Annotated in this window: 21 protein-coding genes; 2 read left to right on the top strand and 19 right to left on the bottom strand. The window is 42.3% G+C overall.

Going from position 1 to position 23,411, the window contains the following annotated elements:
• Positions 1-109: 109 nt before the first annotated feature.
• The 7 genes from IGI54_RS00550 to ispE form a co-directional block, all read right to left on the bottom strand.
• Entirely contained in the window at positions 110-1,081 is a 972-nt protein-coding gene (locus IGI54_RS00550) for a ribose-phosphate diphosphokinase (RefSeq protein WP_071858651.1), read from the bottom strand.
• A gap of 97 nt (positions 1,082-1,178) precedes the next feature.
• Complete coding sequence (gene glmU / locus IGI54_RS00545) at positions 1,179-2,546, bottom strand: bifunctional UDP-N-acetylglucosamine diphosphorylase/glucosamine-1-phosphate N-acetyltransferase GlmU (RefSeq protein ID WP_430620857.1); 1,368 nt, start codon at positions 2,544-2,546, stop codon at positions 1,179-1,181.
• 374 nt (positions 2,547-2,920) lie between these two features.
• Positions 2,921-3,739 carry a pur operon repressor gene (purR, locus tag IGI54_RS00540; RefSeq protein WP_071861755.1) on the bottom strand — a complete coding sequence of 273 codons (819 nt, stop codon included), beginning with the start codon at positions 3,737-3,739 and terminating at the stop codon, positions 2,921-2,923.
• Between the two features lie 231 nt (positions 3,740-3,970).
• Positions 3,971-4,801 (bottom strand): metal ABC transporter permease, encoded by an 831-nt coding sequence (locus tag IGI54_RS00535; protein ID WP_071861756.1) that lies wholly within the window; start codon positions 4,799-4,801, stop codon positions 3,971-3,973.
• Complete coding sequence (locus tag IGI54_RS00530) at positions 4,774-5,454, bottom strand: metal ABC transporter ATP-binding protein (RefSeq protein ID WP_071861757.1); 681 nt, start codon at positions 5,452-5,454, stop codon at positions 4,774-4,776. Before IGI54_RS00530 ends, IGI54_RS00535 begins: the two co-directional genes overlap by 28 nt.
• Positions 5,455-5,467: 13 nt before the next feature.
• A complete protein-coding gene (locus tag IGI54_RS00525) occupies positions 5,468-6,433 on the bottom strand; it encodes a metal ABC transporter substrate-binding protein (RefSeq protein ID WP_430620856.1) in 966 nt (321 codons plus the stop codon).
• A 259-nt stretch (positions 6,434-6,692) separates the two neighbouring features.
• Positions 6,693-7,544, bottom strand: coding sequence for a 4-(cytidine 5'-diphospho)-2-C-methyl-D-erythritol kinase (gene ispE, locus IGI54_RS00520; RefSeq protein ID WP_430620855.1), 852 nt, complete (start codon positions 7,542-7,544; stop codon positions 6,693-6,695).
• Positions 7,545-7,743: 199 nt separating this feature from the next.
• Between ispE and IGI54_RS00515 the strand changes: the two genes are divergently transcribed.
• Complete coding sequence (locus IGI54_RS00515; protein WP_071861760.1) at positions 7,744-8,148, top strand: Hsp20/alpha crystallin family protein; 405 nt, start codon at positions 7,744-7,746, stop codon at positions 8,146-8,148.
• A gap of 120 nt (positions 8,149-8,268) precedes the next feature.
• On the opposite strand, the gene mprF is transcribed toward IGI54_RS00515, so the two are convergent.
• The 9 genes from mprF to yfmF all read right to left on the bottom strand — a co-directional run bounded on the left by mprF (position 8,269) and on the right by yfmF (position 20,822).
• Positions 8,269-10,830: a bifunctional lysylphosphatidylglycerol flippase/synthetase MprF gene (gene mprF, locus IGI54_RS00510; RefSeq protein ID WP_430620854.1), complete on the bottom strand. Its 2,562-nt coding sequence runs from the start codon at positions 10,828-10,830 to the stop codon at positions 8,269-8,271.
• A 575-nt stretch (positions 10,831-11,405) separates the two neighbouring features.
• A complete protein-coding gene (gene rny / locus IGI54_RS00505; protein WP_071861762.1) occupies positions 11,406-12,962 on the bottom strand; it encodes a ribonuclease Y in 1,557 nt (518 codons plus the stop codon).
• A 251-nt stretch (positions 12,963-13,213) separates the two neighbouring features.
• A complete protein-coding gene (gene recA / locus IGI54_RS00500) occupies positions 13,214-14,263 on the bottom strand; it encodes a recombinase RecA (RefSeq protein ID WP_071861763.1) in 1,050 nt (349 codons plus the stop codon).
• Positions 14,264-14,550: 287 nt separating this feature from the next.
• Positions 14,551-15,798 (bottom strand): competence/damage-inducible protein A, encoded by a 1,248-nt coding sequence (locus IGI54_RS00495; protein ID WP_430620853.1) that lies wholly within the window; start codon positions 15,796-15,798, stop codon positions 14,551-14,553.
• A gap of 131 nt (positions 15,799-15,929) precedes the next feature.
• A complete protein-coding gene (gene pgsA, locus IGI54_RS00490) occupies positions 15,930-16,511 on the bottom strand; it encodes a CDP-diacylglycerol--glycerol-3-phosphate 3-phosphatidyltransferase (protein WP_071861765.1) in 582 nt (193 codons plus the stop codon).
• 34 nt (positions 16,512-16,545) lie between these two features.
• Positions 16,546-17,412, bottom strand: coding sequence for a RodZ domain-containing protein (locus tag IGI54_RS00485; RefSeq protein ID WP_071861766.1), 867 nt, complete (start codon positions 17,410-17,412; stop codon positions 16,546-16,548).
• Between the two features lie 135 nt (positions 17,413-17,547).
• Complete coding sequence (ymfI, locus tag IGI54_RS00480) at positions 17,548-18,273, bottom strand: elongation factor P 5-aminopentanone reductase (RefSeq protein ID WP_071861767.1); 726 nt, start codon at positions 18,271-18,273, stop codon at positions 17,548-17,550.
• A gap of 1 nt (position 18,274) precedes the next feature.
• Positions 18,275-19,567 carry an EF-P 5-aminopentanol modification-associated protein YfmH gene (yfmH, locus tag IGI54_RS00475; protein ID WP_071861768.1) on the bottom strand — a complete coding sequence of 431 codons (1,293 nt, stop codon included), beginning with the start codon at positions 19,565-19,567 and terminating at the stop codon, positions 18,275-18,277.
• Positions 19,560-20,822, bottom strand: a complete 1,263-nt coding sequence (yfmF, locus tag IGI54_RS00470) for an EF-P 5-aminopentanol modification-associated protein YfmF (RefSeq protein WP_071861769.1) — start codon at positions 20,820-20,822, stop codon at positions 19,560-19,562. Before yfmF ends, yfmH begins: the two co-directional genes overlap by 8 nt.
• Positions 20,823-21,056: 234 nt before the next feature.
• Between yfmF and mscL the strand changes: the two genes are divergently transcribed.
• A complete protein-coding gene (gene mscL, locus IGI54_RS00465) occupies positions 21,057-21,509 on the top strand; it encodes a large conductance mechanosensitive channel protein MscL (RefSeq protein ID WP_430620852.1) in 453 nt (150 codons plus the stop codon).
• A 28-nt stretch (positions 21,510-21,537) separates the two neighbouring features.
• Here mscL and IGI54_RS00460 read toward each other — a convergent pair whose 3' ends face one another.
• The 3 genes from IGI54_RS00460 to IGI54_RS00450 form a co-directional block, all read right to left on the bottom strand.
• Positions 21,538-21,783: a Veg family protein gene (locus tag IGI54_RS00460; protein WP_071861771.1), complete on the bottom strand. Its 246-nt coding sequence runs from the start codon at positions 21,781-21,783 to the stop codon at positions 21,538-21,540.
• Between the two features lie 125 nt (positions 21,784-21,908).
• Positions 21,909-23,042: a sodium ion-translocating decarboxylase subunit beta gene (locus IGI54_RS00455; protein ID WP_430620851.1), complete on the bottom strand. Its 1,134-nt coding sequence runs from the start codon at positions 23,040-23,042 to the stop codon at positions 21,909-21,911.
• 10 nt (positions 23,043-23,052) lie between these two features.
• Positions 23,053-23,409 (bottom strand): biotin/lipoyl-containing protein, encoded by a 357-nt coding sequence (locus IGI54_RS00450; protein WP_430620850.1) that lies wholly within the window; start codon positions 23,407-23,409, stop codon positions 23,053-23,055.
• Positions 23,410-23,411: the final 2 nt, after the last annotated feature.

Raw genomic sequence — 23,411 nt, 5'->3', positions numbered from 1 at the left:
TTAACTTTCAAAAGCCATGGATTGTCATCCAACGATCCACGGCTTTATTTTTTCATCTCTTTATCAGTACAAAAAACTAGGCACCCGCATGGAGTGCCTAGTAATAAGTTTATTTTTTATGTGTTTCAAACAACGGGCTAACGGGTTTATTTTCATGGATGCGTTTGATAGCATCGCCCATTAATTCACCAACGCTGATTTCATCGATTTTGTCGATTTTACGTTCATCAGATAAGTAGATTGAATCAGTCACAACTAAATGCTCGATCGCTGAATCTTGAATCCGTTGCATTGCTGGACCAGATAAAACGGGATGAGTACATGAAGCGTAGACTTTTTTCGCGCCAGCTTCTTTTAACGCATTAGCAGCTAGTGTGATGGTACCTGCTGTATCGATCATATCATCGATAATCACACACGTTTTGCCATCGACTTTTCCGATGATGTTCATCACTTCGGCAACATTCGCTTTCGGACGACGTTTGTCGATAATCGCAATTGGAGCTTTCAAGAATTCGGCTAATTTACGAGCGCGTGTTACGCCGCCGTGATCTGGCGAGACAACTACGACATCATCGCCGCAGATTTCTTTTTCTAAGAAATAATCTGCAATCAATGGCGCACCCATCAAATGGTCAACCGGGATATCAAAGAAACCTTGGATTTGTGAAGCATGTAAATCTAACGTTAACAGACGTGTTGCTCCTGCTTTTTCAATCATGTTGGCAACTAGTTTTGCAGTAATTGGTTCCCGTGCGCGTGCTTTACGGTCCTGACGTGCATAACCGTAATAAGGCATTACGACGTTGATTGTTTTTGCACTCGCGCGTTTCAAGGCATCGATCATAATCAAAAGTTCCATTAAATTATCATTTACCGGACTACTTGTTGACTGAACGACATAGACATGACAGCCACGAATACTTTCCTCAATATTTACTTGAATTTCGCCATCGCTAAATTGAGTGACAGAACTTTTTCCCAGCTCTACACCAACTTCTTCAGCAATTTTTTCAGCTAAGGGACGATTTGAGTTCAAAGCAAAAATTTTCAATCTTGGATCAAAATAATGTTTCGACATGAGGACCTCCACTTTCTTTTTAAGCATACGCTACCGATTATATACCATTTCAAATAAAATACTAGTCATTTCCATTTAAGAAATCAAGAGATTTCCCTTAAAAAGGCAAGTGACTGGCATACCCAGCTTTGTTTACTTGACGAGCTCGAGCTATAGCCATATCGCCTTCTTTGACATCTTCTGTAATGGTTGAACCTGCCGCTGTGACACTATTGTCTGCGATAGTGACTGGGGCAATAATATTGGTTCCCGATCCGATAAAGACATGATCTCCCACTGTTGTATGATGTTTATTTTTCCCGTCATAATTGACAAAAACCACGCCGCAACCGACATTGATATCTTTGCCTAGTGTTGCGTCACCGACATAGGTTAAATGACCAACCTTCGTATTTTCTCCGATGGTTGCTTTTTTAATTTCGACATAGTTGCCGATATGCGCATTTTCACCGATATCCGCTTGTGGACGTAGATGGGCATGTGGACCCACATCCGCATTTTTGCGAACGATCGCTTCTTCTAAGACGGAAGACTTGATCTCAACATTGTCTTCAATGATACTGTCTACGATCTTTGAATGAGCCCCAATCACACAATCAGAGCCAATCACTGTCTTGCCTTGCAGCTGTACACCGGGTTCGATGATCGTATCTGAACCGATCTCAATGCCGGCGTCAATGTAGGTTGTCGCTGGATCGATAAAGGTAACACCATTGACCATATGCTGACGATTGATGCGGCGACGCATGATTGCATTCGCGTTAGCTAAAGCGATACGATCATTAACACCTAGGGATTCTTCAAAGTCTTCTGTTTGATACGCTGCGACTGTTTGACCGTCATTTTTTAAGATTTCTACGATATCGGTTAAATAATATTCGCCTTGGGCATTATTCGTGCCGATTTTTTCAAGGGCGGCGAATAATTCTTCGTTGTCAAAACAATAAGTGCCCGTGTTGATTTCTTGTGTCCGGGCTTCTTCTTGTGTTGCGTCTTTTTGTTCCACGATTTTTTCAACGATACCAACATGATCCCGTAAAATCCGGCCATAGCCCGTAGGATCTTCTGCATGAGCAGTCAAGATCGTTGCACTAGCCTTCTTGCCTTGATGATAATCAAATAAATTGTTCAAGGTTTGCGTGGTTAATAAAGGCGTATCGCCGCTGATGACTAACGTGGTGCCCTGCTTACCTTTTAAAAATTCCGCCGCTTGCATGACTGCGTGCCCAGTCCCTAATTGTTCTGCTTGCAGCGTATATTCGCTACGGTCCCCTAATTGCTCTTTGACCATTTCCGCCCCGTGGCCCACGATCGTCACAATCTCTGTTGGCTCAGTCTCAACTACTCGTTCAATAATATGTTCCACCATCGGTTTGCCTGCTACAGGATGCAAAACCTTGTATAATTTTGATTTCATGCGAGTTCCCTTACCCGCCGCTAAAATAATCGCATAACGATTTTCCAAAAGAAGTCACTCCTATTTCGTTTTAATGGATTTATTTTTCTAAGAGAAAAATAAGTTTGATTCTCAACACGTATATCATTCTACTAATGGGCTAAAGCTCAAAGTAGAACTGACATCCTATTTCGTTTTAATGGATTTATTTTTCTAAGAGAAAAATAAGTTTGATTCTCAACACGTATATCATTCTACTAATGGGCTAAAGCTCAAAGTAGAACTGACATCCTATTTCAATTTAATAGATTTATTTCCCCAAGATAAAAAATAAGTCTGATTCTCAACACGTATATCATTTTACTAGCTGAACGTAAAAAAGGCTAGCTCATTAGACTCCCGATTAAAAAAGTGGAGAGAGTCTGAAAAAACTAGCTTTGAATTTATTTATCGAAGCAGTTACCTGGTACAACCGTGATCGTCTTGGTGCTTGTATCAACATCTTGGACAAATAGCAATGAATTGTAGTCGTCGATGGCCCGTTCACCTTTGAATTTCGATTCCGCAAAGACCGTGATCCCCACTAACTCAGCTTCGAATTCTTCGATCAAACTCTTCATCCCGTTGACGGTCCCGCCGCCTTTCATGAAGTCATCCACGATCAAAACTTTTGAACCGCGTTTTAGACTGCGCTTTGAAAGCTCCATTTTTTCGATTCGTTCAGACGAGCCAGAAACGTAATTGACACTGACCGTTGAACCTTCCGTGATTTTTGAATCCCGACGAACGATGACAAATGGCGCATTCAAATAGTAGGACACCGCTTGAGCGATTGGTACACCCTTTGTCGCTACCGTCATCACTGCGTCAACTTTTTTATCTAAATATTGTGCAGCGATAATCCGGCCGACTTTTCTTAATAAGTCTGGTTGACCTAACATATCGGATAAATACACATAGCCACCTGGCAACAAGCGGTCTTCCTCTGACAAGCGTTCAGCTAAGGATTCAATGTATTCTCGCGCGTCTTCGTCGGTGATACTCGGTGTAAAGACGACGCCTCCCGCAGCTCCGGGAATCGTTTCTAAAAATCCCGTTCCTCGCTCTTTAAAAGTTTTTTTAACAATCGCTAAATCTTCACTGATGGAAGACTTGGCCGAACCGTAGCGGGCCGCAAAAAAAGTCAATGGGATCAAGTCATGTGGATGATCCAATAAATATTGTGTCATGTCGATTAAACGTTCACTTCGACGCACTTTCACATAATTCACTCCTAAGTATTTATTTTATTCATTAAAAAATTTTGATTCTCAACGAATCTCCTCGTTGTGCTCACAAAACTTATGATAAGCAAATAGCACTCTATTCTGATTTATCGTTTCCCATTATAAGGGTTTAGCGAATAAAATTCGAGTATTTTCTTGTTTTAAAGTGCAAAAGTTCGGAATTTATTAATTATTCCACAAAAAAAGAGGAAAAGCTTTCGCTTTCCTCTATTTTTGCAGCTGTCTACGCTGAATTAAAAACCTCAATTGTCGAATTCCATTAACTAATAAAAATAAAATGATAAAGCCTAAAGTGATCGTCGCTCCTGGCGGTGTATCCAAATAATAAGATCCTGTCAGACCACCGATCATACCGATAAAACCGACTAAAACACTGATCAAAATCACGATATTAAAGCTTTTTCCAGCTCGCATCCCGATCGCCGCCGGTAACACCATAATCGCTGAGATCAACAAGGCTCCCGCAATCGGGATCATGATCGCAATGGCGACACCAGTGACCACATTAAAGATCATAGACATCATGCGGACAGGTAAGCCATCGACTGCCGCAATATCTTCATCAAAAGTCAGGACATACATTGGTCGTTTAAATAAAAGAAATAAAATCCCCACAAGGACAAATAAAATCCCTAGAAAAACAACCTGTTGCCAAGTAATCGTTACGATCGAACCAAACAAATACGATTGAATGCTGACTGCCGAACTACCTGGTGCTAAACTCATCAAAACTAGCGCCACCGCTAAACCAGCCGCCATTAAGATCGCAATCGAGATTTCTGAATAGGAGCTGTACATATTTTGCAGATACTCCATAATGATCGCCGCAATTACGACGACTAATAACGTTGTACCGGTTGGATTTAAGTTTAAGAAAAAGCCTAGCGCCACACCTGCTAGCGACACATGAGACAAAGTATCCGCCATCAACGATTGCCGCCGAATAACAAGAAAGACGCCTAGCATAGGTGCGATTCCAGCAATGAAGATCGCCGCTAGGAACGCTCGTCTCATGAATTCATATGAAAGCAACGCCATTTTGAATTCTCCTTCCGTACCAATCGAATATGACGATCAATATATTTTTTTGTATCATCATGATCATGGGTGATCATCAAGATACTTTTCCCATGAGCATGGGCGCTATGCTGCAATAAGCCATAAAAGTCATTGCGGGATTTTTCATCCATTCCCGTTGTCGGTTCATCTAAAATAAACAAGTCTGGATCTTTGGCGAATAATCGCGCCAAACTGATCCGTTGTTTTTGACCGCCGGATAATTCCCCAACTTTTTTATGCCGCATATTCCACATATCGACCGATTCCAACGCCTTCTTCGCATGTTCGTGGTCGCGGTCAGATAATTTTTTGAACCATTTTCCTTGAGGGTAACGTCCCGATTCCACCAATTCCAAAACGGTACTAGGAAATCCAGCATTAAATGACGCCACCTGTTGTGGAATATAGCCAATACTTAATTTTTTTCCTTGGGTATTCTTTTTAGCAATCGTGATCTTCCCACTGCTAGGTTTTAATAAGCCTAATGTCGCTTTGATCAATGTCGATTTTGCGGCACCATTTTCTCCTGTCAAAATGACGAATTCCCCTGGATCTACGTGATAAGACACGTTTTCTAACACCGGTTCATTGTCATAATAAAATGAGAGGCCTTCCACCTCGATATACGACATTCTCGTCTCTCCTTTAATGAATACTTTCTTTTAGCGCCGTCAAATTCTCACGCATCACTGAAAGATAATTTTCCCCGTCCTTAATCTGCTTGTCGGTCAGACTTTCTAAGGGATTCAACACTTCTAATTTTACGCCTGTTTCATTTGATAACGTTTCTGCGACTTTCGAGGAGGCATTCTCTTCAAAATAAATTACTTTAACTTGATGGTCTTCCACATAGTGCTTCAACTCGCTCAAGCGGCTTGGTGAAGGCTCTTGGTCTGGTGAAATTCCGGCGATTGCTTCTTGAGTCAAGCCATATTGCTTTGCCAAATAACCAAACGCCGCATGCTGGGTCACAAATGTTTTCTCTTTTGCATCCTTGAAAGCTGTTTGATACTCTTGATCTACTGCCTTCAACTCATCGATATAGCTTTCCGCATTTTTTTCAAAAGTCGCTTTGTCCTCTGGATACTTCTTGCTTAACTGATCGCGAATCGTCTCCACTTCTTTAATAGCTAAGACAGGATCTAACCAAACATGGGGATCTAACTCGTGGTCATGTCCATGTTCCTCATGTTCTTCTCTATCGTGGTCGTGGGCTTCTTCATGATCATGCTCGGCACCTTCCATTAAGGTAATATTTTTCGACGCTTGAATGATCTCTGTCTTTTTCGTGTCGATTGTATCCGTCAAATTATCCGTCCAAGTTTCCAGCTCGGGACTGTTGTAAACAAACACATCCGAATCCGAGATCTTCGCCAAGTCTTTGGCGGAAGGTTCGAAATCATGAGGCTCGGTTCCAGCTGGGATCAATAATTCAACATTCCCTTTATTTCCTACCACTTGCTTCGTAAATTCATACATGGGATAAAAAGTCGTCATCACTTGAATCTTATCATTCGAGGATGCCTCCTTTTTTTCCTGCGTACCACAAGCAGCCAATAGAATCGATAGTAGCACAGTTCCTAAGATAAGTAGTCCTTTTTGTTTTTTCATCTATTAATACACCTTCTTCTCTTTTTAAGACAAGAATTAATTTAGCAGATGTTTTTCTATCCGTCAACCCAAAGCGTAAAATTTACGATTTGAATTCGATAAACTTTGTTAAACCGTAAAACAGATGACTTTCGGTTCATATGAAAGCTTCTACCTGCATCTGCTTTCATATGATCGTTTTGTTATTTTAAGCTAAGCTTGTCACTTTTTTCCAAGCATTCAGACAGCTGATAATCAAAAAAAATAGACCCTCAAGGATCTACTTTAACGTACGCACTAGATAGACTTCATCGCAAAAGCCCTTCAGCGCATTAAAAACATGCTTAGCGCGCGAGTATTTATGACAGAGCGCGTAAACGGTCGGTCCGCTGCCGCTCATCATCGCTGCATCCGCTCCGTATTTCAACATTCGATCTTTTAATTGTTGAATGACAGGATGCTTTTTGATCGTGACAACTTCCATCGAGTTTCCAAGATTCTCCGTCAGCTTTTGATAGTCATCGGCTTCGATTGCCTCCACTAAAGCAGAGATATTCGGATGATAAATCTCCTCCATCACAATCTTTGAAAAAATCGTACGGGTGGAGACACTCATGCGAGGTTTTACAACGACCACCCAACATTGCGGCATCGGAGCAAGCGGCGTAACCTTTTCACCGAAACCCTCGACTAGCGATGTCTGACCGTAAACACAGTAAGGAACATCCGAACCAACTTCAGCACCTAAACTAGCCAATTCTTCAATCGATAAGTCGAGATTCCACAAGCGATTGACCGCCCGCAGTGCTGCGGCGGAATCCGTTGAACCACCACCGAGTCCAGCTGCTACTGGTATTTCTTTATGAATTTTGACCCGTAGGCCTTTTTTTATGTCAAAGCGCTGCTTGACTAAATCCAACGCCTCGTAGACATGATTTTTTTTATCCGTGGGCAAAAAAGCTTTATTCGTCTCAATAATGATCGTATCTTCCGGAATTTCTTCCAAGTGTAAGCGATCAGCCAAATCAATACTGGCCATCACCATTGATAACTCATGCAGCCCATCTGGTCTCTTACCTAAAATATCAAGACCTAGATTGATTTTTGCTGGGGCTTTTTCCGTAACTTCCATTTTCTCACCCGTTCAAATTTTTCACTAGACGATTCTATCATAGCCTATAAAAAATGTATAGATACTTCATTCTAGCATAGGGCTTACAAAATAGTTGAAAATTTCGCTTTCAGGTCTTACCATTATAATAGAAGAAGTTGTCAGTGATGAAGACGGTTACTGTTTAAGCTAAAAAATAGGAGTCAAGGAGGAATGCGTTATGAATCTACTGCCGAAAAATGATTGGCTAGATGGAGAAGATTTAATGGGACGCCTCATGAACACGTTTTGGGATGATCGAAAAATGAGTGTTGATATTCGCGATCTCGATGATCACTATGAAGTCAAAGCAGACTTGCCCGGTTTTGAAAAATCAGAAATTTCCGTTCGGTACAACAATGAAATTCTTTCGATTGATGCCGAACACACCAGTGAACACGAAGTCAAAGATGATGGCCGTTTTGTACGCAGAGAACGTTCTAGCAGTGCCTTTCACCGGCAATTTGTCGTAAAAAGCATTGACGAAGAAAGAATCAACGCAAAATTTGAAAACGGCGTCCTAACCTTGAAGCTGCCAAAAACCGATTACGAAGAGAAAAAAGGCAAAGCGATCTCGATTGATTAACTGCTGTTTAAACGAGAAGAACCTGTGACAAAATTTTGTCACAGGTTCTTTTTACGAATAAACGACATTCCAGCAGTAGCTGCTATGGAAATAAGCCGAATACTTCTGTCAGGTCCTCTTTTACAGTTCAATCATTTCTTCTGAGATAGTCGCACCCTTATTCTTTCCACGGCCAATCAATAATAATAGCTGTAGGGCAGAAAATAAGAAGTTACTGTCCTTCATATAAGCAAAATATCTCGGCCGCCATTGATCCACGTAGATCGTTTTTTCCTCAGCGACTTGTTGAAAGGCGTAGATTGAATGACCATATTTATAAATCAAGTTCATGATACGCTCTCCGAAAAAGGCAAAGGAGGTCTCCCCCACTTTGGCTAGCGGCGCCATCCCCTGATAAATCTCATGATAGCCCTGCTTTTTCAATTCATCCATTAAATGCAATTTTAGAAACGTCGGCAATTCATTCGGTACATCGTTCCGAAAACGCAGTAAGTCAAAAGAGGCATTTTCCTGATTAATTGGTTGTTCCGTAATAAAACCAACGATTCGATTTTGCGGATCACGAGCGATCCCAACATTACTGGTTTCGATATATCCGCGATCAAAACGACCCACAGAGAAGCATTTTTCTTTTTCCCCATTTAACCACTCATCCGAAATTTCTTCTAGTTCATCGAAAACTTCGTCAGGCAACTTTTCAAAATAAATGAATTGATAACCTTCATTAGTTAAGCGTTTGAATTCAAAACGATCAGAGAATACTTCCAGTTTATGCTGAGTAAAATCGGTTACCCCTGTCTCACCAATCTTATCAAAGTGAAAGCCTAGATCATGCAACAGCAAAACATATTCTTCTGAAATTTTATAAAACGCTAGTTGGTAGCCATGCTGATCGGCGTACTCCATAAACGCCAATGTCGCCGCCTGCCATTTTTTCGGATTTCCCACTGGATCACCTAAGACAAAACATTTATTTGCTTTCGTTTGGAAGCCAAAAACGATCTGATCGTTGCCATTTTCTTGATAATAAAAATAGCGGTAGCCGGTGACGCGTAAATAATGGCTGGCTGCAGTCCCACCATAACGATTGATTAAATAGTTGAAACGTTTCTCGTCCCAAGTCGTTCCGATTTTTTCCTCGCTCTGCGTCAAATATTGGTATAAGATCGCTAAGCACAAAATAGATAGAATCAATCCTAGCAGACCGGAAAACCAAATTTCTTCAGAAGGAAAGGCGAAATACTTCGTTGATAACCGTTCGGTGCTCCAAATTTGTCCACTGTGATAACCTGCCACTGCGTAGAAAATAAATAGTAGACCGAACAACACGCCGTCAAACAGCAATGCGCCCCATGAATAGACAAACCGTTGACGATAAAATTCTTTCCGTGACATCCAGACGATCAATAAAATCACCAAGTAAACGACGATCAGGCGAATCGATGCCGTCCGAGCCACCGTGTTAACAATCCCGAAAATCAATAATAAGATCGTCGGCCAAAAAGCCCGTTTGACTTTTTGCGAGATGCCGCGGGCAAAGCCTAGCAGTAAGAAACCAATCAATAAATTCAAGGTCTGGTCTAGAAAATCAAAAGAGAAGGGCAGCAGCACTTGAAACAAGCGGCTGATATTAGATAAATTCGTTAACGTCGATAATAAAATCATCATGATCCCAGCAAAATAAACCGCACTGACCATCATTACATGAGCAAATTTTTGGGAAAGCAGGCGCGGCAGATTATCAAAATAGCGGTTCATTTTGACACTCGTATTGGTCAAAAAGATCGCGATGCCTGTAACAAATGGCACAAGATAATAGAAAATTCGATAGAATAAAATCCAAACCACAGCCGTACTTTGACTGAGACCAAGATGCCCCAGCCCTAAGATCATCATGACGTCAAAGGTCCCAGCGCCCCCTGGGACCATCGTCAGCATCCCTAAGCCGGTGGCGATCACAAACATCGGATAAACCTCAGCCACATTCACCTTCGCTCCCATCAAGTAGCCGACTACTAAAAAGACTGTTAAAGCCCCCAGCCATTGACCAATCGAAGCGATATACAATTCTAAAACTTGTTTCAGCTGGAACTCTTTAAAAATCGTCCGGCGCCGGCCATAAACAAAACCGAAAAGAATCGGCGCAAACGCCCCTCCTGCTAACAGCCAAAAACGATAACGAACAAACGGACTTTGTGTTTGAATGAAAAACAAATCCAATGCTGTAAAAAATGCCATGATCGAAAGACCTGCCAACATAAACAGAGCGATCTTAGAAATCACCGCCAGCACTTTTTTTCTTTCCATCCCTTTGCCATAAAAACTTGAGCGCAAACTCACGCCGACCACACCGCCAAAGCCGGCTAAATTATTGATCGTATTGGTCGTCCACGCAGACACCAACCACTCTCTGCGATTCATCCGCGGACGCCCCGACGCTTCCAGCGTCGTGATGGCAACGTGATCATATAAAAGCATGGGGAGAACGCCGCAAAGGCCGATTCCGAACATACTTAGTAATGCGATTTGATCCTGTTGTTTGATTGTTTGCCAAACCGTTTGCCAGCTCATTCCATGGGCAATATTTTTCACCTGATTAGCGACGAAAAATAAGACAACCCCGAAAAAAATAATTTTAAGCAACGTGGCATATCGTTTGAACCAGCGACTAATAGTCGTCATCCTTCTTCTCCCGTTCTTCCTTTTCTTGTTACTCTATTCTAAATGAATTCTTGTTTTGAAGCCATCCTTTTAAATTAATGATTCCAATCAAATATGATTAGTTATTTTTAATCTACGATTTGTGGTTGTTCCCTTTAAAAATCAAAAACATAAAAACTGCTGGCAACTAGCTCAAACTAAGGACGCTTTTTTTGTACGCATACCATTCTGCTAAACTGCCTATTTCTAATTTTGATTAAAACAAAGTTTACTAATCAAACGATAGTCACTACGAAAAGCAGAACTGGCAGCTATTTCACTTTAAGGTTTTTATTTTTCGAAGCCCGTGAAAAATAAATTTGATCCTCAGCACACATACGATTTTTCTAAGCGCTGAAGCGCGAAGAAAAATAGGCAGTCAACTCTAAAGGGTAGAGATAAATTTTTAACAAAATTTATTTCCACCTTCGTTGACATACCATTCTGCTAAACTGTCTGTTTCTAATCTTGATTAAAACAAAGTTTACTAATTAAACGATAGTCACTGCTAAAAGCAGAACTGGCAAAACAAAAAGCCTCATTTCTGAGGCTTTTAGCTATTTTGCATAATCGGTTGCTCGTGTTTCACGGATAACCACGACTTTAATGTGTCCTGGATAATCTAATTCGTCTTCGATCTTACGACGGATGTCGCGGACTAAGCGAACAGAATCCAAATCTGAAATTTCTTCTGGTTTAACCATGACACGAACTTCTCGCCCAGCTTGAACTGCGAAGCTTGATTCTACTCCGTCAAAGCTGTTGGAAATATTTTCCAAGTTTTCTAAACGGCGAATATAGTTTTCTAGTGATTCGCTTCGTGCCCCTGGTCGTGCAGCTGATACGGCATCTGCTGCGGCAACCAATACGGAAATCACTGAAGTGGCTTCGGTGTCTCCATGGTGAGAAGCGATGGCATTGATGACTACTGAGTTTTCACGATATTTAGCGGCAAGTTCTGCCCCAATTTCAACGTGTGAGCCTTCGATTTCATGATCTAACGCTTTACCAATATCATGAAGCAAGCCAGCGCGTTGTGCTAACTGAACATCTTCGCCTAATTCTGCGGCAAGGACTCCCGTCAACTTGGCAACCTCGATGGAATGGTTCAAAACATTTTGACCGTAGCTGGTACGGAAATGCAAACGTCCTAAAATCTTGATCAAATCTGGATGCAAGGTATGAGCGCCCACTTCAAAGGCTGCTTGTTCCCCATATTCGCGAATGCGTTCATCCATTTCTTTACGCGATTTTTCGACCATTTCTTCGATTCGTGCTGGATGGATTCGACCATCTTGAATCAATTTTTCCAAAGTCATGCGGGCAATTTCCCGTCTGATTGGATCAAAGCCTGATAAAACAACTGCTTCTGGGGTATCATCAATGATCAAATCAATCCCCGTCAATGTTTCTAACGTCCGGATATTACGGCCTTCACGTCCAATGATGCGACCTTTCATCTCATCATTTGGTAAAGTTACCACTGAAACGGTTGTCTCAGAAACGGCATCCGCACCACAACGTTGAATAGCCATTGCCAGAAGATTTTTCGCTTTGCGATCAGCTTCTTCTTTGGCCCGTTGTTCAGATTCTCTGACCATGACGTTCAATTCATGGTTCAGTTCCTCCTCCGTCGTCTTCATAATCATTTCTTTTGCTTCATCTTTAGTTAATGACGCAACTTGTTCAAGTTTTGTTTTTTGTTCATCGATCAGTTGTTCTACATCTTTTTCTCGCTCGTCAATTAATTGCTGTCTAGCACTGATTTTTGTTTCTTTTTCTTCAAGTGAGTGCTCACGCTTTTCAAGAGAATCATCCTTACGATCTAAGGTTTGTTCTCTTTGAAGCAAGCGATTTTCTTGCGATTTTAATTCTTGTCTGCTTTCTTTCAACTCACTTTCAACTTGTGCGCGATACTGCTGGTTTTCTTCCTTGGCTTCCAACAAAGCTTCTTTCTTTAAGGTCTCCGCCTCTTTATTAGCATGCGTAATGATCCCTCTAGCTGTGTTTTGTGCCCCATCAATTTCTTTTTCATGGCGTGATTTTGCCACCATGAAACCCAAACCAAGACCGACAATTAAACCGATGATAGCGAGGAGAATCGGAACTAACATTAAATCCACCTCCGTACTATCTTATTTACCTATCTGTAGTTTTTTGATAAACGAATGTCAAATTATCAATATGCCTACTTGCATATGTGTGGTGTCACACAACTTTATTCTAATGTTTGTCTGATAGCGTGTCAACTTTATTTCTCTTTTGGCAGACTTCCCGTTAAAGCGCTTTGCTTTGTTTTGAAAATTCCACAAAAAAACACTAATGACCGAGCAAATAGCCTTTGTCATTAGTGTCGATTTGTTTTTTATTCGTCTAATGGCAGTTCTTCTTGTCCTGCTTCGTCTGCCTCAGCCGCTTCACCTGCTTCACCGATACCGTAAGCAGCCCGCACACGTGTATCGACTTCAGCCATCATTTCTGGATGGTCCGCTAAATATTTCTTCGCATTTTCACGACCTTGACCGATCCGATCTTCTTTGTAGCCATACCAAGCACCGCTCTTGTCGATGATATCTTGCTCTACAGCCATGTCTAAGAGTTCGCCTTCTTGTGAAATTCCCCGGCCATACATCAGATCCACTTCAGCCACCTTAAAAGGAGGAGCCACTTTGTTTTTCACGACTTTGATCTTCGTCCGGTTACCAACAATATCTGTACCGTTTTTCAATTGTTCCGCACGACGGACCTCTAACCGTACAGTCGCGTAGAACTTCAACGCACGTCCACCAGGAGTAACTTCTGGGTTACCGAACATTACGCCGACTTTTTCCCGAATTTGGTTGATGAAGACCGCAATCGTCTTCGTCTTATTGATAGAACCAGATAATTTACGCAATGCTTGTGACATCAGACGTGCTTGTAAACCAACGTGAGCGTCACCCATTTCACCATCGATTTCAGCCCGAGGAACCAACGCTGCTACAGAGTCAATAACGATGATATCAACAGCGCCACTAGAAACCAACGCATCAGCGATTTCCAACCCTTGCTCACCAGTATCTGGCTGTGAAAGCAATAGTTCGTCAATATTAACACCTAGACGTTGCGCATATTGCGGGTCTAACGCATGCTCAGCATCGATAAAAGCTGCTGTACCGCCTTGTTTTTGTACTTCTGCGATAGCATGTAAGGCAACCGTCGTTTTACCAGAACTTTCTGGTCCATAGACTTCAATGATCCGTCCTCGTGGATATCCACCGACACCTAATGCTACATCTAATGCTAAAGAACCACTTGGGATCGTTGAAATCTGTTGATCAACCTTTTCACCTAATTTCATGATCGAGCCTTTTCCATAGTTCTTTTCAATCTTCTTCATTGCAGCATCTAAAGCCGCCTTGCGATCATTTGCCAATAGCTGATCCTCCTATTTCCTATAATGTAATTATTTTTCAAAAAACGAAAAATGAAATTGATGTTCAACACGTATATTATTTTGCTAAAGAGCTTGCTCGTTAACAATGGATGAATTTCTCTAACGTAAAAATCCAAAAATTCTCGTATGCATACCCTTCTACTGATCTTGCCAAAGCAAGAAATAGAACTGGCAATGCGCTCACATCATTATTGCTTTTTCAATAGTCTTAGTTTATCGGTTTAAAATCAAAAAAGCAAGCAAAAAACGAACAAACATTCGCATTTTTAATTTTTGTTTAGAATTGCTCGCCGCAACATGTCTAAACCCTTCATCACGGAGCTATGACGAACATACGAACGATCTCTAGTGAAGTGATTTTCTGTCACTACGGTCGGTCCATTTTTTTGCGCCAAGCCAATATAAACCGTTCCCTTCGGTTGCCCTTCTAATTCGTTAGGACCGGCAACACCCGTAAAGGACAATGCATAGTCTGTCCCAGCTAAACGCAGCGCAGCTTCTGCCATTTCTTTCGCGCAGTCCTCGCTAACAACACCCGTTTGCTCTAGATGCTCAGGATCAAGCCCTAGGAAGCTTACCTTCGTCGCCTTGGAATAAGTTACAAAACCACCGGGAAAGACCTCTGAAACGCCTGAAATCGTTCCTAAGGTCGCTTGGAACTCTCCCGCCGTCAAACTTTCTGCCGCCGTAATCGTCATTTTTTTCTTTTTCAATAGTTCAACGACCACTTCAACCAAACTATTTTCCTCGCCGTATCCATAGAAAAATTCGCCGACCTTCGCTAAGATCTCTGCTTCTGTTTGATCCAATAAGGCGTTCGCTGAGCGTTCATCTTCCGTCTTAGCTGTGACTCTTAACGTGACTTCATTGGGTTTGGCGTAGGGAGCAATCGTCGGATTGGATTGATGTTCGATCATTTCTGCTAAATCCGTCACTAGTTTTGATTCGCCGATACCAAAGAAACGTAGGACGCGTGAGGTCAATTTTTCCGTCGTCGGAAATTCTTTTTCTAGTAGCGGACGCGCTTGTTCCAAAAACATTGGTTTCAATTCGCTAGGTGGCCCCGGTAACAGAATATAATTGTTCTTTGTTCCTTTATACAAACAGCCAATGGCTAGCCCCGTCCGATTCGGTAATGGAATCCCGTCTTGCAGGGTCTCGATTTGCCGTAGATTATTCGGTGTCATCGTACTTTGACGCTGTGCGAAAAAGGCGTTTAACGCTGCTAAGCCTGCTGCATTTTGCACGAGCGGCACGCCGACGTGATCAGCCAAAACATTTTTCGTCAAGTCATCATCGGTTGGTCCCAAGCCGCCGCATAAAAGAATCAAATCGCTGCGTGAATCGGCCAAATGCAATAATTCCTCCAAACGTTTGGGGTTATCACCGACGACTGTATGAAAATAAACTTCGATCCCCATATCCGCTAATTTTTCTGATAAAAAAGTCGCGTTCGTATTGACTACTTGTCCTAATAAAAGTTCCGTTCCTACAGCAATGATCTCTGCTTTCATGTAATCCTCTTCCTTCTAACATTAAGATACGCATTTTTCTCAACTATATCATTTTTATTTCAAAAAGGCTTTGAGAATTGGCTCAAAAATAAAAAAAAGAACGCACCCTCACGGCACGTCCTAAGCATTTTTTACATAGAGCCTTTAAATAGTCCAGTGTTTTTAGCGAAATAATCATACCCTGAATAAATTGTAAAGAATAAACAGATATACAGCATGATTTGATCCATCGGAATCCCGATATAATTGAAAGGTACATTGTTTAAGTATAATAAAACGATTCCGACCATTTGTGTAGTAGTCTTGATTTTCCCTGGCATCGCCGCTGCCATTACACCGCCACCTTGCTCAACGATCAGAAGACGCAAGCCGGTTACCGCTAATTCTCGACAGACGATAATCGCGATGACCCACGCAGGTGCCTTGCCTTGTTGAACTAAAATAATAAAGGCGGTCATCACTAACATTTTATCCGCTAAAGGATCAGCGAATTTTCCGAAGTTGGTCACCAGTCCGCGAGCGCGAGCGATTTTCCCATCTAAATGGTCCGTGTAACTAGCGATAGCAAAGATGATCGCACCGACTAATTGTGTGACCGCTAAAGTCGTATTGCCAACTTGTAACGTGCCCCAATCCCATGGCGCTAAGACAACAACCATAAATAATGGGATCATAAAGATTCGGACGACCGTCAATTTATTTGGTAAATTCATCATTGATTCCTCCTATGTAACTTTCCTACGGCTTTTAAGCAGCGTAGGCGATATTTAAGGTAATGTCTTTTTTTAGCAAAGAGTCTCCCGGTTGAAAATCCAGACCTTGATCATTGACCTTGATGTCTGCGTATTTCGCCATCCCGATAGTGATCAGCGCTTGGGCAGTATCCGCGGGTAATTCGGTCGTTTGTGACTCACCCGGCTGTAAGGTATATTGATAAATCAAAGCACCGTTAACTTGCACCCCGATCCACACGCGTTCTTTACCTGTAAAAGTAAGCTTCAATGGTTTTTCCGCGTGATCGACCTTCATTGTTGCAGCATTGACGGTATTGTTTTCCATCGCTAAGGCCATTTTTGGTTTTTCCGGCGGCTTAGAAGATTCCACCGTTGGTTTTGGCTGTGACGACGAAACTTTTTCTGCCTGTGATGACGTATTTTCTGAGCGCTCGACTTGGACAGAACTGTTTTCGGGAATAATAGCGGTCTCTTGATGATCCAGCCAAGTCATATACCCAACCACTGAAATGATTGCCAAAGCTACCAAGCCTAAAACAACCATCGGCAGCGTCGCTCTAAAACGAGCCCGAGTAGGATTCTCCGCGTGTTTATTTTTTCGCAACTCATCGACGGTTTGAAGCTCCGGATACGTCGGCAACGGCCGATCCTTACCGTCTAAAACATCGATCAAATGATTGCCGTCCACGTTTACCTCATCTGCATATTGGCGAATAAACGTCCGCAAATAATAATCACTCGGCAACTCATGAAAGTCATTTTCTTCAATCGCTAATAAATAGCGCTTTTGGATTTTTGTGCGCTGCTGCAGTTCATCTAAACTGATTTTTTTATCGATACGGGCTTTGCGTAACGTTTCTCCAATATTAATACTAGCCACTTGATTCTCGACTCCTATATCCTATTTTCATTATGCTTGCCCATTCATAAAATGAATTTGGCAGCTCATTCATCTCACTGTCATTCTTCGATCATTTTCTCACAGACACTGCAGACTTTCACTAAACAAGGGATTTTATTCCATCCAACCACCAGCTACCGGCAAAACGATCCCGGTCGTATAACTGGCCTCTTTTGAAAATAAATACTGACAGGCTGCTGCGATTTCTTTCGGATCGGCTAACCGTCCCAAAGGAATCTCCGCGTTTAACTCCGCTAATTCCTGCTCCGTCCAATTCGTGTTCATCTTTGTCTGAACCGCTCCAGGCGCCACCACATTGACCGTGATTCCCAAGGTGGCAACTTCTTTGGCATACGCCTTAGCAAAAGCCTCCTGCGCCCCTTTGACAGCACTATAGACCGTCTCCATGCTGCTGCCACGATGACCATAGACTGAACCGATAAAGACCACGCGCCCATTGTTATTTCTAGCCAATTTTTCCTGTAAGGCTTGTAGCAAAAGTAACGGTGTCTTTAAATGAACTTGCCATAAAGCTTCCATCTGATCAGCTTTGGTCTCTGGTAATAACTCATAAAAAGTAAAACCTGAGGCAAAAACGATCCCGTCCACTTGAAAGAGTTGATCTAAGAAATGAGGGATTTCCGCTTCCCTCAACATGTCTAAGGATACCATAAAAAAATCTTGCTGAGGATAACGTTTCTGTAAGTCTGAAACGAAACTTAAGACTTTCGCTTTTTGTTGATTGTAGTGGCAGTAAAGGGACCAGCCTTCTCCTGCCAATTTCTCACAGATGGCTTGGCCGATATCTCCACTGGCACCCATGACTAACGCGTAAGGCATCTTACGCCTCCTTTTCCATATAAAAACGGGTGAAGGCCTCTTCTTTAATAAATAATTTCCCCGCCGCTAACACATCCGCTAATTCGATTTCCTGAATAATTTCCGGCATATCAAACAACGTCCAATCACCAAACAATGATTGCGTGAATTGATTTGCAACGTATTCTAAGGAATTCAAAGATTGGAAATATTTTCCTAACATCTTTTTCTTCAGTAAGTCTAAATTTGCTTGATTAAGCTCTGGGTCCGTCGCAAAATGCAGTAAAATCTCCGTCAAACGATCCGCTAATTTTTGTGGTTCCTCACTATCGCCGCCAAAATCCGCAAAATAGAAACTGCGATCTAGCGAGAATTCATAGCCGAAGCTATCATCTAGCAGACCTTCATTATACAGCTGTAAATAATTTTGTGAGGTCGTCCCTAGCAACATTTGGAACAATAAATCCAGCGAAACTTTGAAGATCAATCGTTCCTTGTCATCTGTTGGTAATTCCGCCAGACCTTTGACACCGACGATCGCTTTAGGAATCGTAATCGGCATGTTTTCTTCACTGAGCTTGATAATCTCTGCTGGTGTCTCTTGCGGGAAGCGACGTTGGATCGTTTCCGGTGCCTCAAACGTTTTCGCGGCTTGATTTTCCCGAATGAAGTCCATCAAAGCTTCCGGTTCTAGATTCCCCACAACAAACAACGTCATGTTGCTAGGATGATAAAAGGTATTGTAGCAGGTGTACAAATCCTCCGCTGTGATCTCCGCGATCGACTCAATCGTTCCGGCGATATCGATATGCAGCGGATGCTTCGGATACATATTTTTCAAAATGGCGAAAAACTGCTGCCAACTTGGATCGTCTTGATACATTTGAATTTCTTGACCGATGATGCCTTGCTCTTTTTGCACCGATTCTTCCGTGAAATAGGGCGCTTGAACAAAGTCTAACAACGTTCCTAAGTTTAATTCCAATTGATCCGTCGTTGAAAATAGATAGCTGGTCCGGGTAAAGCTGGTGAAGGCATTGGCTGATGCCCCTTGCTCACCAAATTTTTGGAAGACATCCCCATCTTCTTTTTCAAACATTTTATGTTCTAAAAAATGCGCGATCCCGTCTGGTACTTTGACATAGTCTTGTCCACCGCGGGGAATGAATTCATTGTCGATCGAACCATAATTAGTGCTAAATAGCCCGTACGTTTTATGATAGCCGGCTTTCGGCAAAAGATAGACCGTCAAGCCATTGGGCAGAATTTCTTTATACAAGGTCTCATTGATTTTTTGATACGCTACTTTATCCATGTTGCTGTCCTCCATCTAAGAAGAAGATCGCCTGCAAACGAATTTTTTTCGCGACTCGTTGGACATCTTCCGGTGTCACAGCCGCTAACCGTTTCAACCATTCTTCGTCTGTCAGTTTACTTTGCGGCAGCCATTGCGCCAAATAAGTTGTCTCGATCGTATTTTGCATACTATCCAAACCTAACAAATAATGATTTTTCAGCATCGCTTTGGTTTGCTGGAAGGCCAACTCAGTAAATTTTCCCGCCTGTAACTCAAGCAATTGCTCTGCGATCAAGTGCAGAACCTTTTCGCGATTGTCGCTGTTGATCCCAGTTTGAACTTGCAAGTAGCCCCGGAAGGTATCAAAGGAGCTGGAGGCGTAATATGCCAGACTAGCTTTTTCTCGTACATTCATAAATAATTTTGAATGAGGGAAGCCGCCGAACAGGCCATTAAAGACTAACAGCGCGAAACGATCGAGGTCTTCGTAATAGACGTCTGTCGCATAAGCCAAGTTCAGCTTTCCTTGCGTCACGGTTTCTTGAATCTGTTGTTGGCGAATCACATTGTCATGGGCTTGATGATAATAAATTGATGGGAAACTTTCTTCGCGCTCAGTAAAGGGCAAGCGCTTGAACAGCTCTAACATCTCTGCTTCTTCTACATCCCCAATCACAAACAAGTCTACTTGATCCTGCGTGATCATTTCCTGATAATACGCCGCCAAGCCTTCGCTGGTCTCATTAGCCAAGTCTTCGACCGTACCGAAGCTTGGCAGTTTTTGCGCGTCGTCAGTGAAATAGGTCTCTTTGATCTTTAAAGAGGCCAACGTTTGTTTATCTTCCTGCAGCGTCTCGATATAGCTTTGCAGATTCTCCTTTTCTAAACGGAAGGTCTGCTCATCGAATTTCCCTTCACGAATATTGGGATTGAATAAAATTTCCTGTAAAAAGTCTAATGCGTCAGGTAATAGCTGCGGATCTTCAACATATTTTCCGTTCACGACCCCAAGACCGACATCTAGCCAATGCAGATTGCCTTTGCGTCCAACACTTAAACCAAAGCTGGCGCCGTAAAGCTCCGCCAATTTCCCGCTTAATTTAGTTTGATCGGGATAATGTAGCGAATTTGTTTCTAATAAATTTGCTAAGAGTGCCCGTCTGGTCATAATTTCTTTCGTTAAACGAGTCGTAAAACGCCCGTAGAGTTGAATCGTTTTATATTTTTTTGTGGCGATAACGTGCAAGCGTACGCCTTTTTTTAGTTCGATCATCACAAAGCTCCTTCGTCTCATCGTTAAGAACAATTATAGCACAGGCGCTCTTTAAGGACTGAAATCAGCTTCAGCGAATAGTCGCTTTTATTTCAAATTTTTTTCTTCTTTCGCTATACTAAAATATAAAGAAAATGATGCCGAGCCAATGTACTGAGCTTTACGAGAAAACCTACTTGGAAAAAGCACTGGCGGAAACAGGCGGGAATATTATTTAAGATAGGGAGTGACACGATGATTAAAGAATTTAAAGAATTTTTGATGCGAGGCAGTGTCCTTGATCTAGCAGTTGGTGTCGTTATTGGGACTGCTTTTACGGCGATTGTGACCAACGTGGTAAACGGCTTGATCACACCATTGGTAGGACTGATCGTTTCGTTGTTTACTAAAGGAAAAGATTTAAACGAAGCGATGTCTGTATTAGACTGGAAGCCAGTTAAAGGCGTTACCTTTGCCTTTGGAGATGTGGTCAGTGCGCTGATTACGTTTGTGATTACCGGCTTTGTGCTGTTTCTAATCGTCAAAGCGGCTAATAAAGCCAAAGAAAAAGGTACCAAAGAGGAAGAAGCAGTAGTTCCAGAAGTTAAAATGCCGACGGCCGAAGATTACTTAGCGGACATTCGCGACCTCTTAGTCGAACAAAAAAAAGCCACGCGAGAAAACTTCGACCAAACTGAAGACAAATAAAAACCATGGAGCGAACGCTCCATGGTTTTTAAATTGCTTCACTTAAAAATTCGATCTCTACTGTGCGAGTCAATACATCGGAATAGCTGTATGAAACACGTTCGAAAGAATTTTCCTCTGGGTCCAAATCGACAACAAAGACGGAAGGATATGTTTCAGTTAAAATCCCTTTACGTTGCGTTTGACGCTTACGTCCCGTTTGAGCTACAAGCATAATTGGAGCGCCGATACGATCTTCCAAGTTTTTCTTGATAGTCGCTAAAGTTGTTGGCATACAGTTCACCTCAACATACATTATAGCACAAATCCAAAACTTTTCAATGTATCATAAGATAAAATAATTTGCAAATTATTCTCGAACAAAACGATGATCCTAAGGCATTTTTCTCCATAAAGACCTTACCTACCAAAAAAGGCCAACAGCACACCCGCTGCTACCGCCGAACCGATGACTCCAGCGACATTTGGTCCCATCGCATGCATCAGCAGATAATTATGGGGATTTTCTTTTTGTCCTTCATTTTGTACAACTCGCGCAGCCATTGGGACCGCTGAGACTCCGGCGGCTCCAATCATCGGATTGATTTTCCCACCGCTAAGACGATACATTACCTTCCCTAACAGTACCCCGGCCGCCGTTCCGACACAAAAAGCCAGCAAGCCTAAGAAAATGATTTTTAAGGTCGTGACCGACAAAAAGATATCGCCGTCCGCCTTTGCACCGACGGTAACACCTAAAAGAATCGTCACAATATACATCAATGAGTTTTGTAAAGCGTCTGTCAATTTCGGCACAAACTTGCATTCACGAATCAGGTTTCCTAGCATCAGCATCCCGATCAAGGTCGTCGCACTCGGTACGAGCAGACTAACGAAGATCGTGACGATGATTGGAAAAACGATTTTTTCCTTTTGACTGACTTTCCGAGCTTCCTTCATTTGCACTTGCCGCTCTTTTTTGGTCGTTAATAAACGTATGATCGGCGGCTGAATGATCGGCACCAGCGCCATATACGAATAAGCGGCTAAAGCGATCGCCGAAAGCAGATGAGGAGCTAAGCGAGTCGTCAAAAAGATCGACGTCGGTCCGTCTGCCCCACCGATGATTCCAATCGAGGCGGCTTCGTTAGGAGTCATGCCTAAAACTACCGCTAAGAAGAAAGCCGCAAAAATCCCAAATTGTGCCGCACCGCCTAACAAAATCGTTTTGGGATTGGCCAATAACGGACCAAAATCCGTTGATGCCCCTAAACATAAAAAGATCAACGGTGGATAAATCCCTAAATTGGTTCCTTGATAAAGATAATATAATAAGCCTCCTGGTGTCCCTTCCGAGCCACTAGCCATCAAATTAGCCAAAGGCAGATTCACCAATAAGATTCCAAAAGAAATCGGAATCATTAGATACGGCTCGTACTGTTTCTTGATTCCTAAATAAAGAAAAAAGCAAGCCAGCACAATCATAAATAAATTATTGAAGGTTAGGTTGGCAAAACCTGAGGTATCAATCAATTGCTGGACTATTTCACTCATATGCTACCTCCTAAATCGCTAAAAGCTGCTGATTGGATTCGACCGTTTGGTTTTCAGAAACTTCAATACTGGCAACTTTACCGTCGACTGGGGCCAAGACCGGTGTCTCCATCTTCATCGCCTCCAACACACACAAGGTATCGCCTTTTTTAACGGTTTCTCCCAGCTTCACTTTAATAGACAAAATCGTACCTGCCATCGGCGCAACAACCGGTGAACCCGTTGAAGCGGCCTCCGGCTTTTCCACGGGAGCCGCAGAAGGAGCTGCTGTTTGCGGCATTTGCTCTGCTTCCTCAGCGGTTAATTCTTTTAGCGTCACTTGATACACTTGTCCTTCAATGGTTACTTCATACTTTTTCATCGTCATGT

It is taken from the genome of Enterococcus sp. DIV0800, assembly GCF_050559735.1.
GTDB lineage: Bacteria > Bacillota > Bacilli > Lactobacillales > Enterococcaceae > Enterococcus_A > Enterococcus_A devriesei.
The sequence above is the reverse complement of the archived record's forward strand: the minus strand, read 5'-3'. Positions and strand labels throughout refer to the sequence as shown.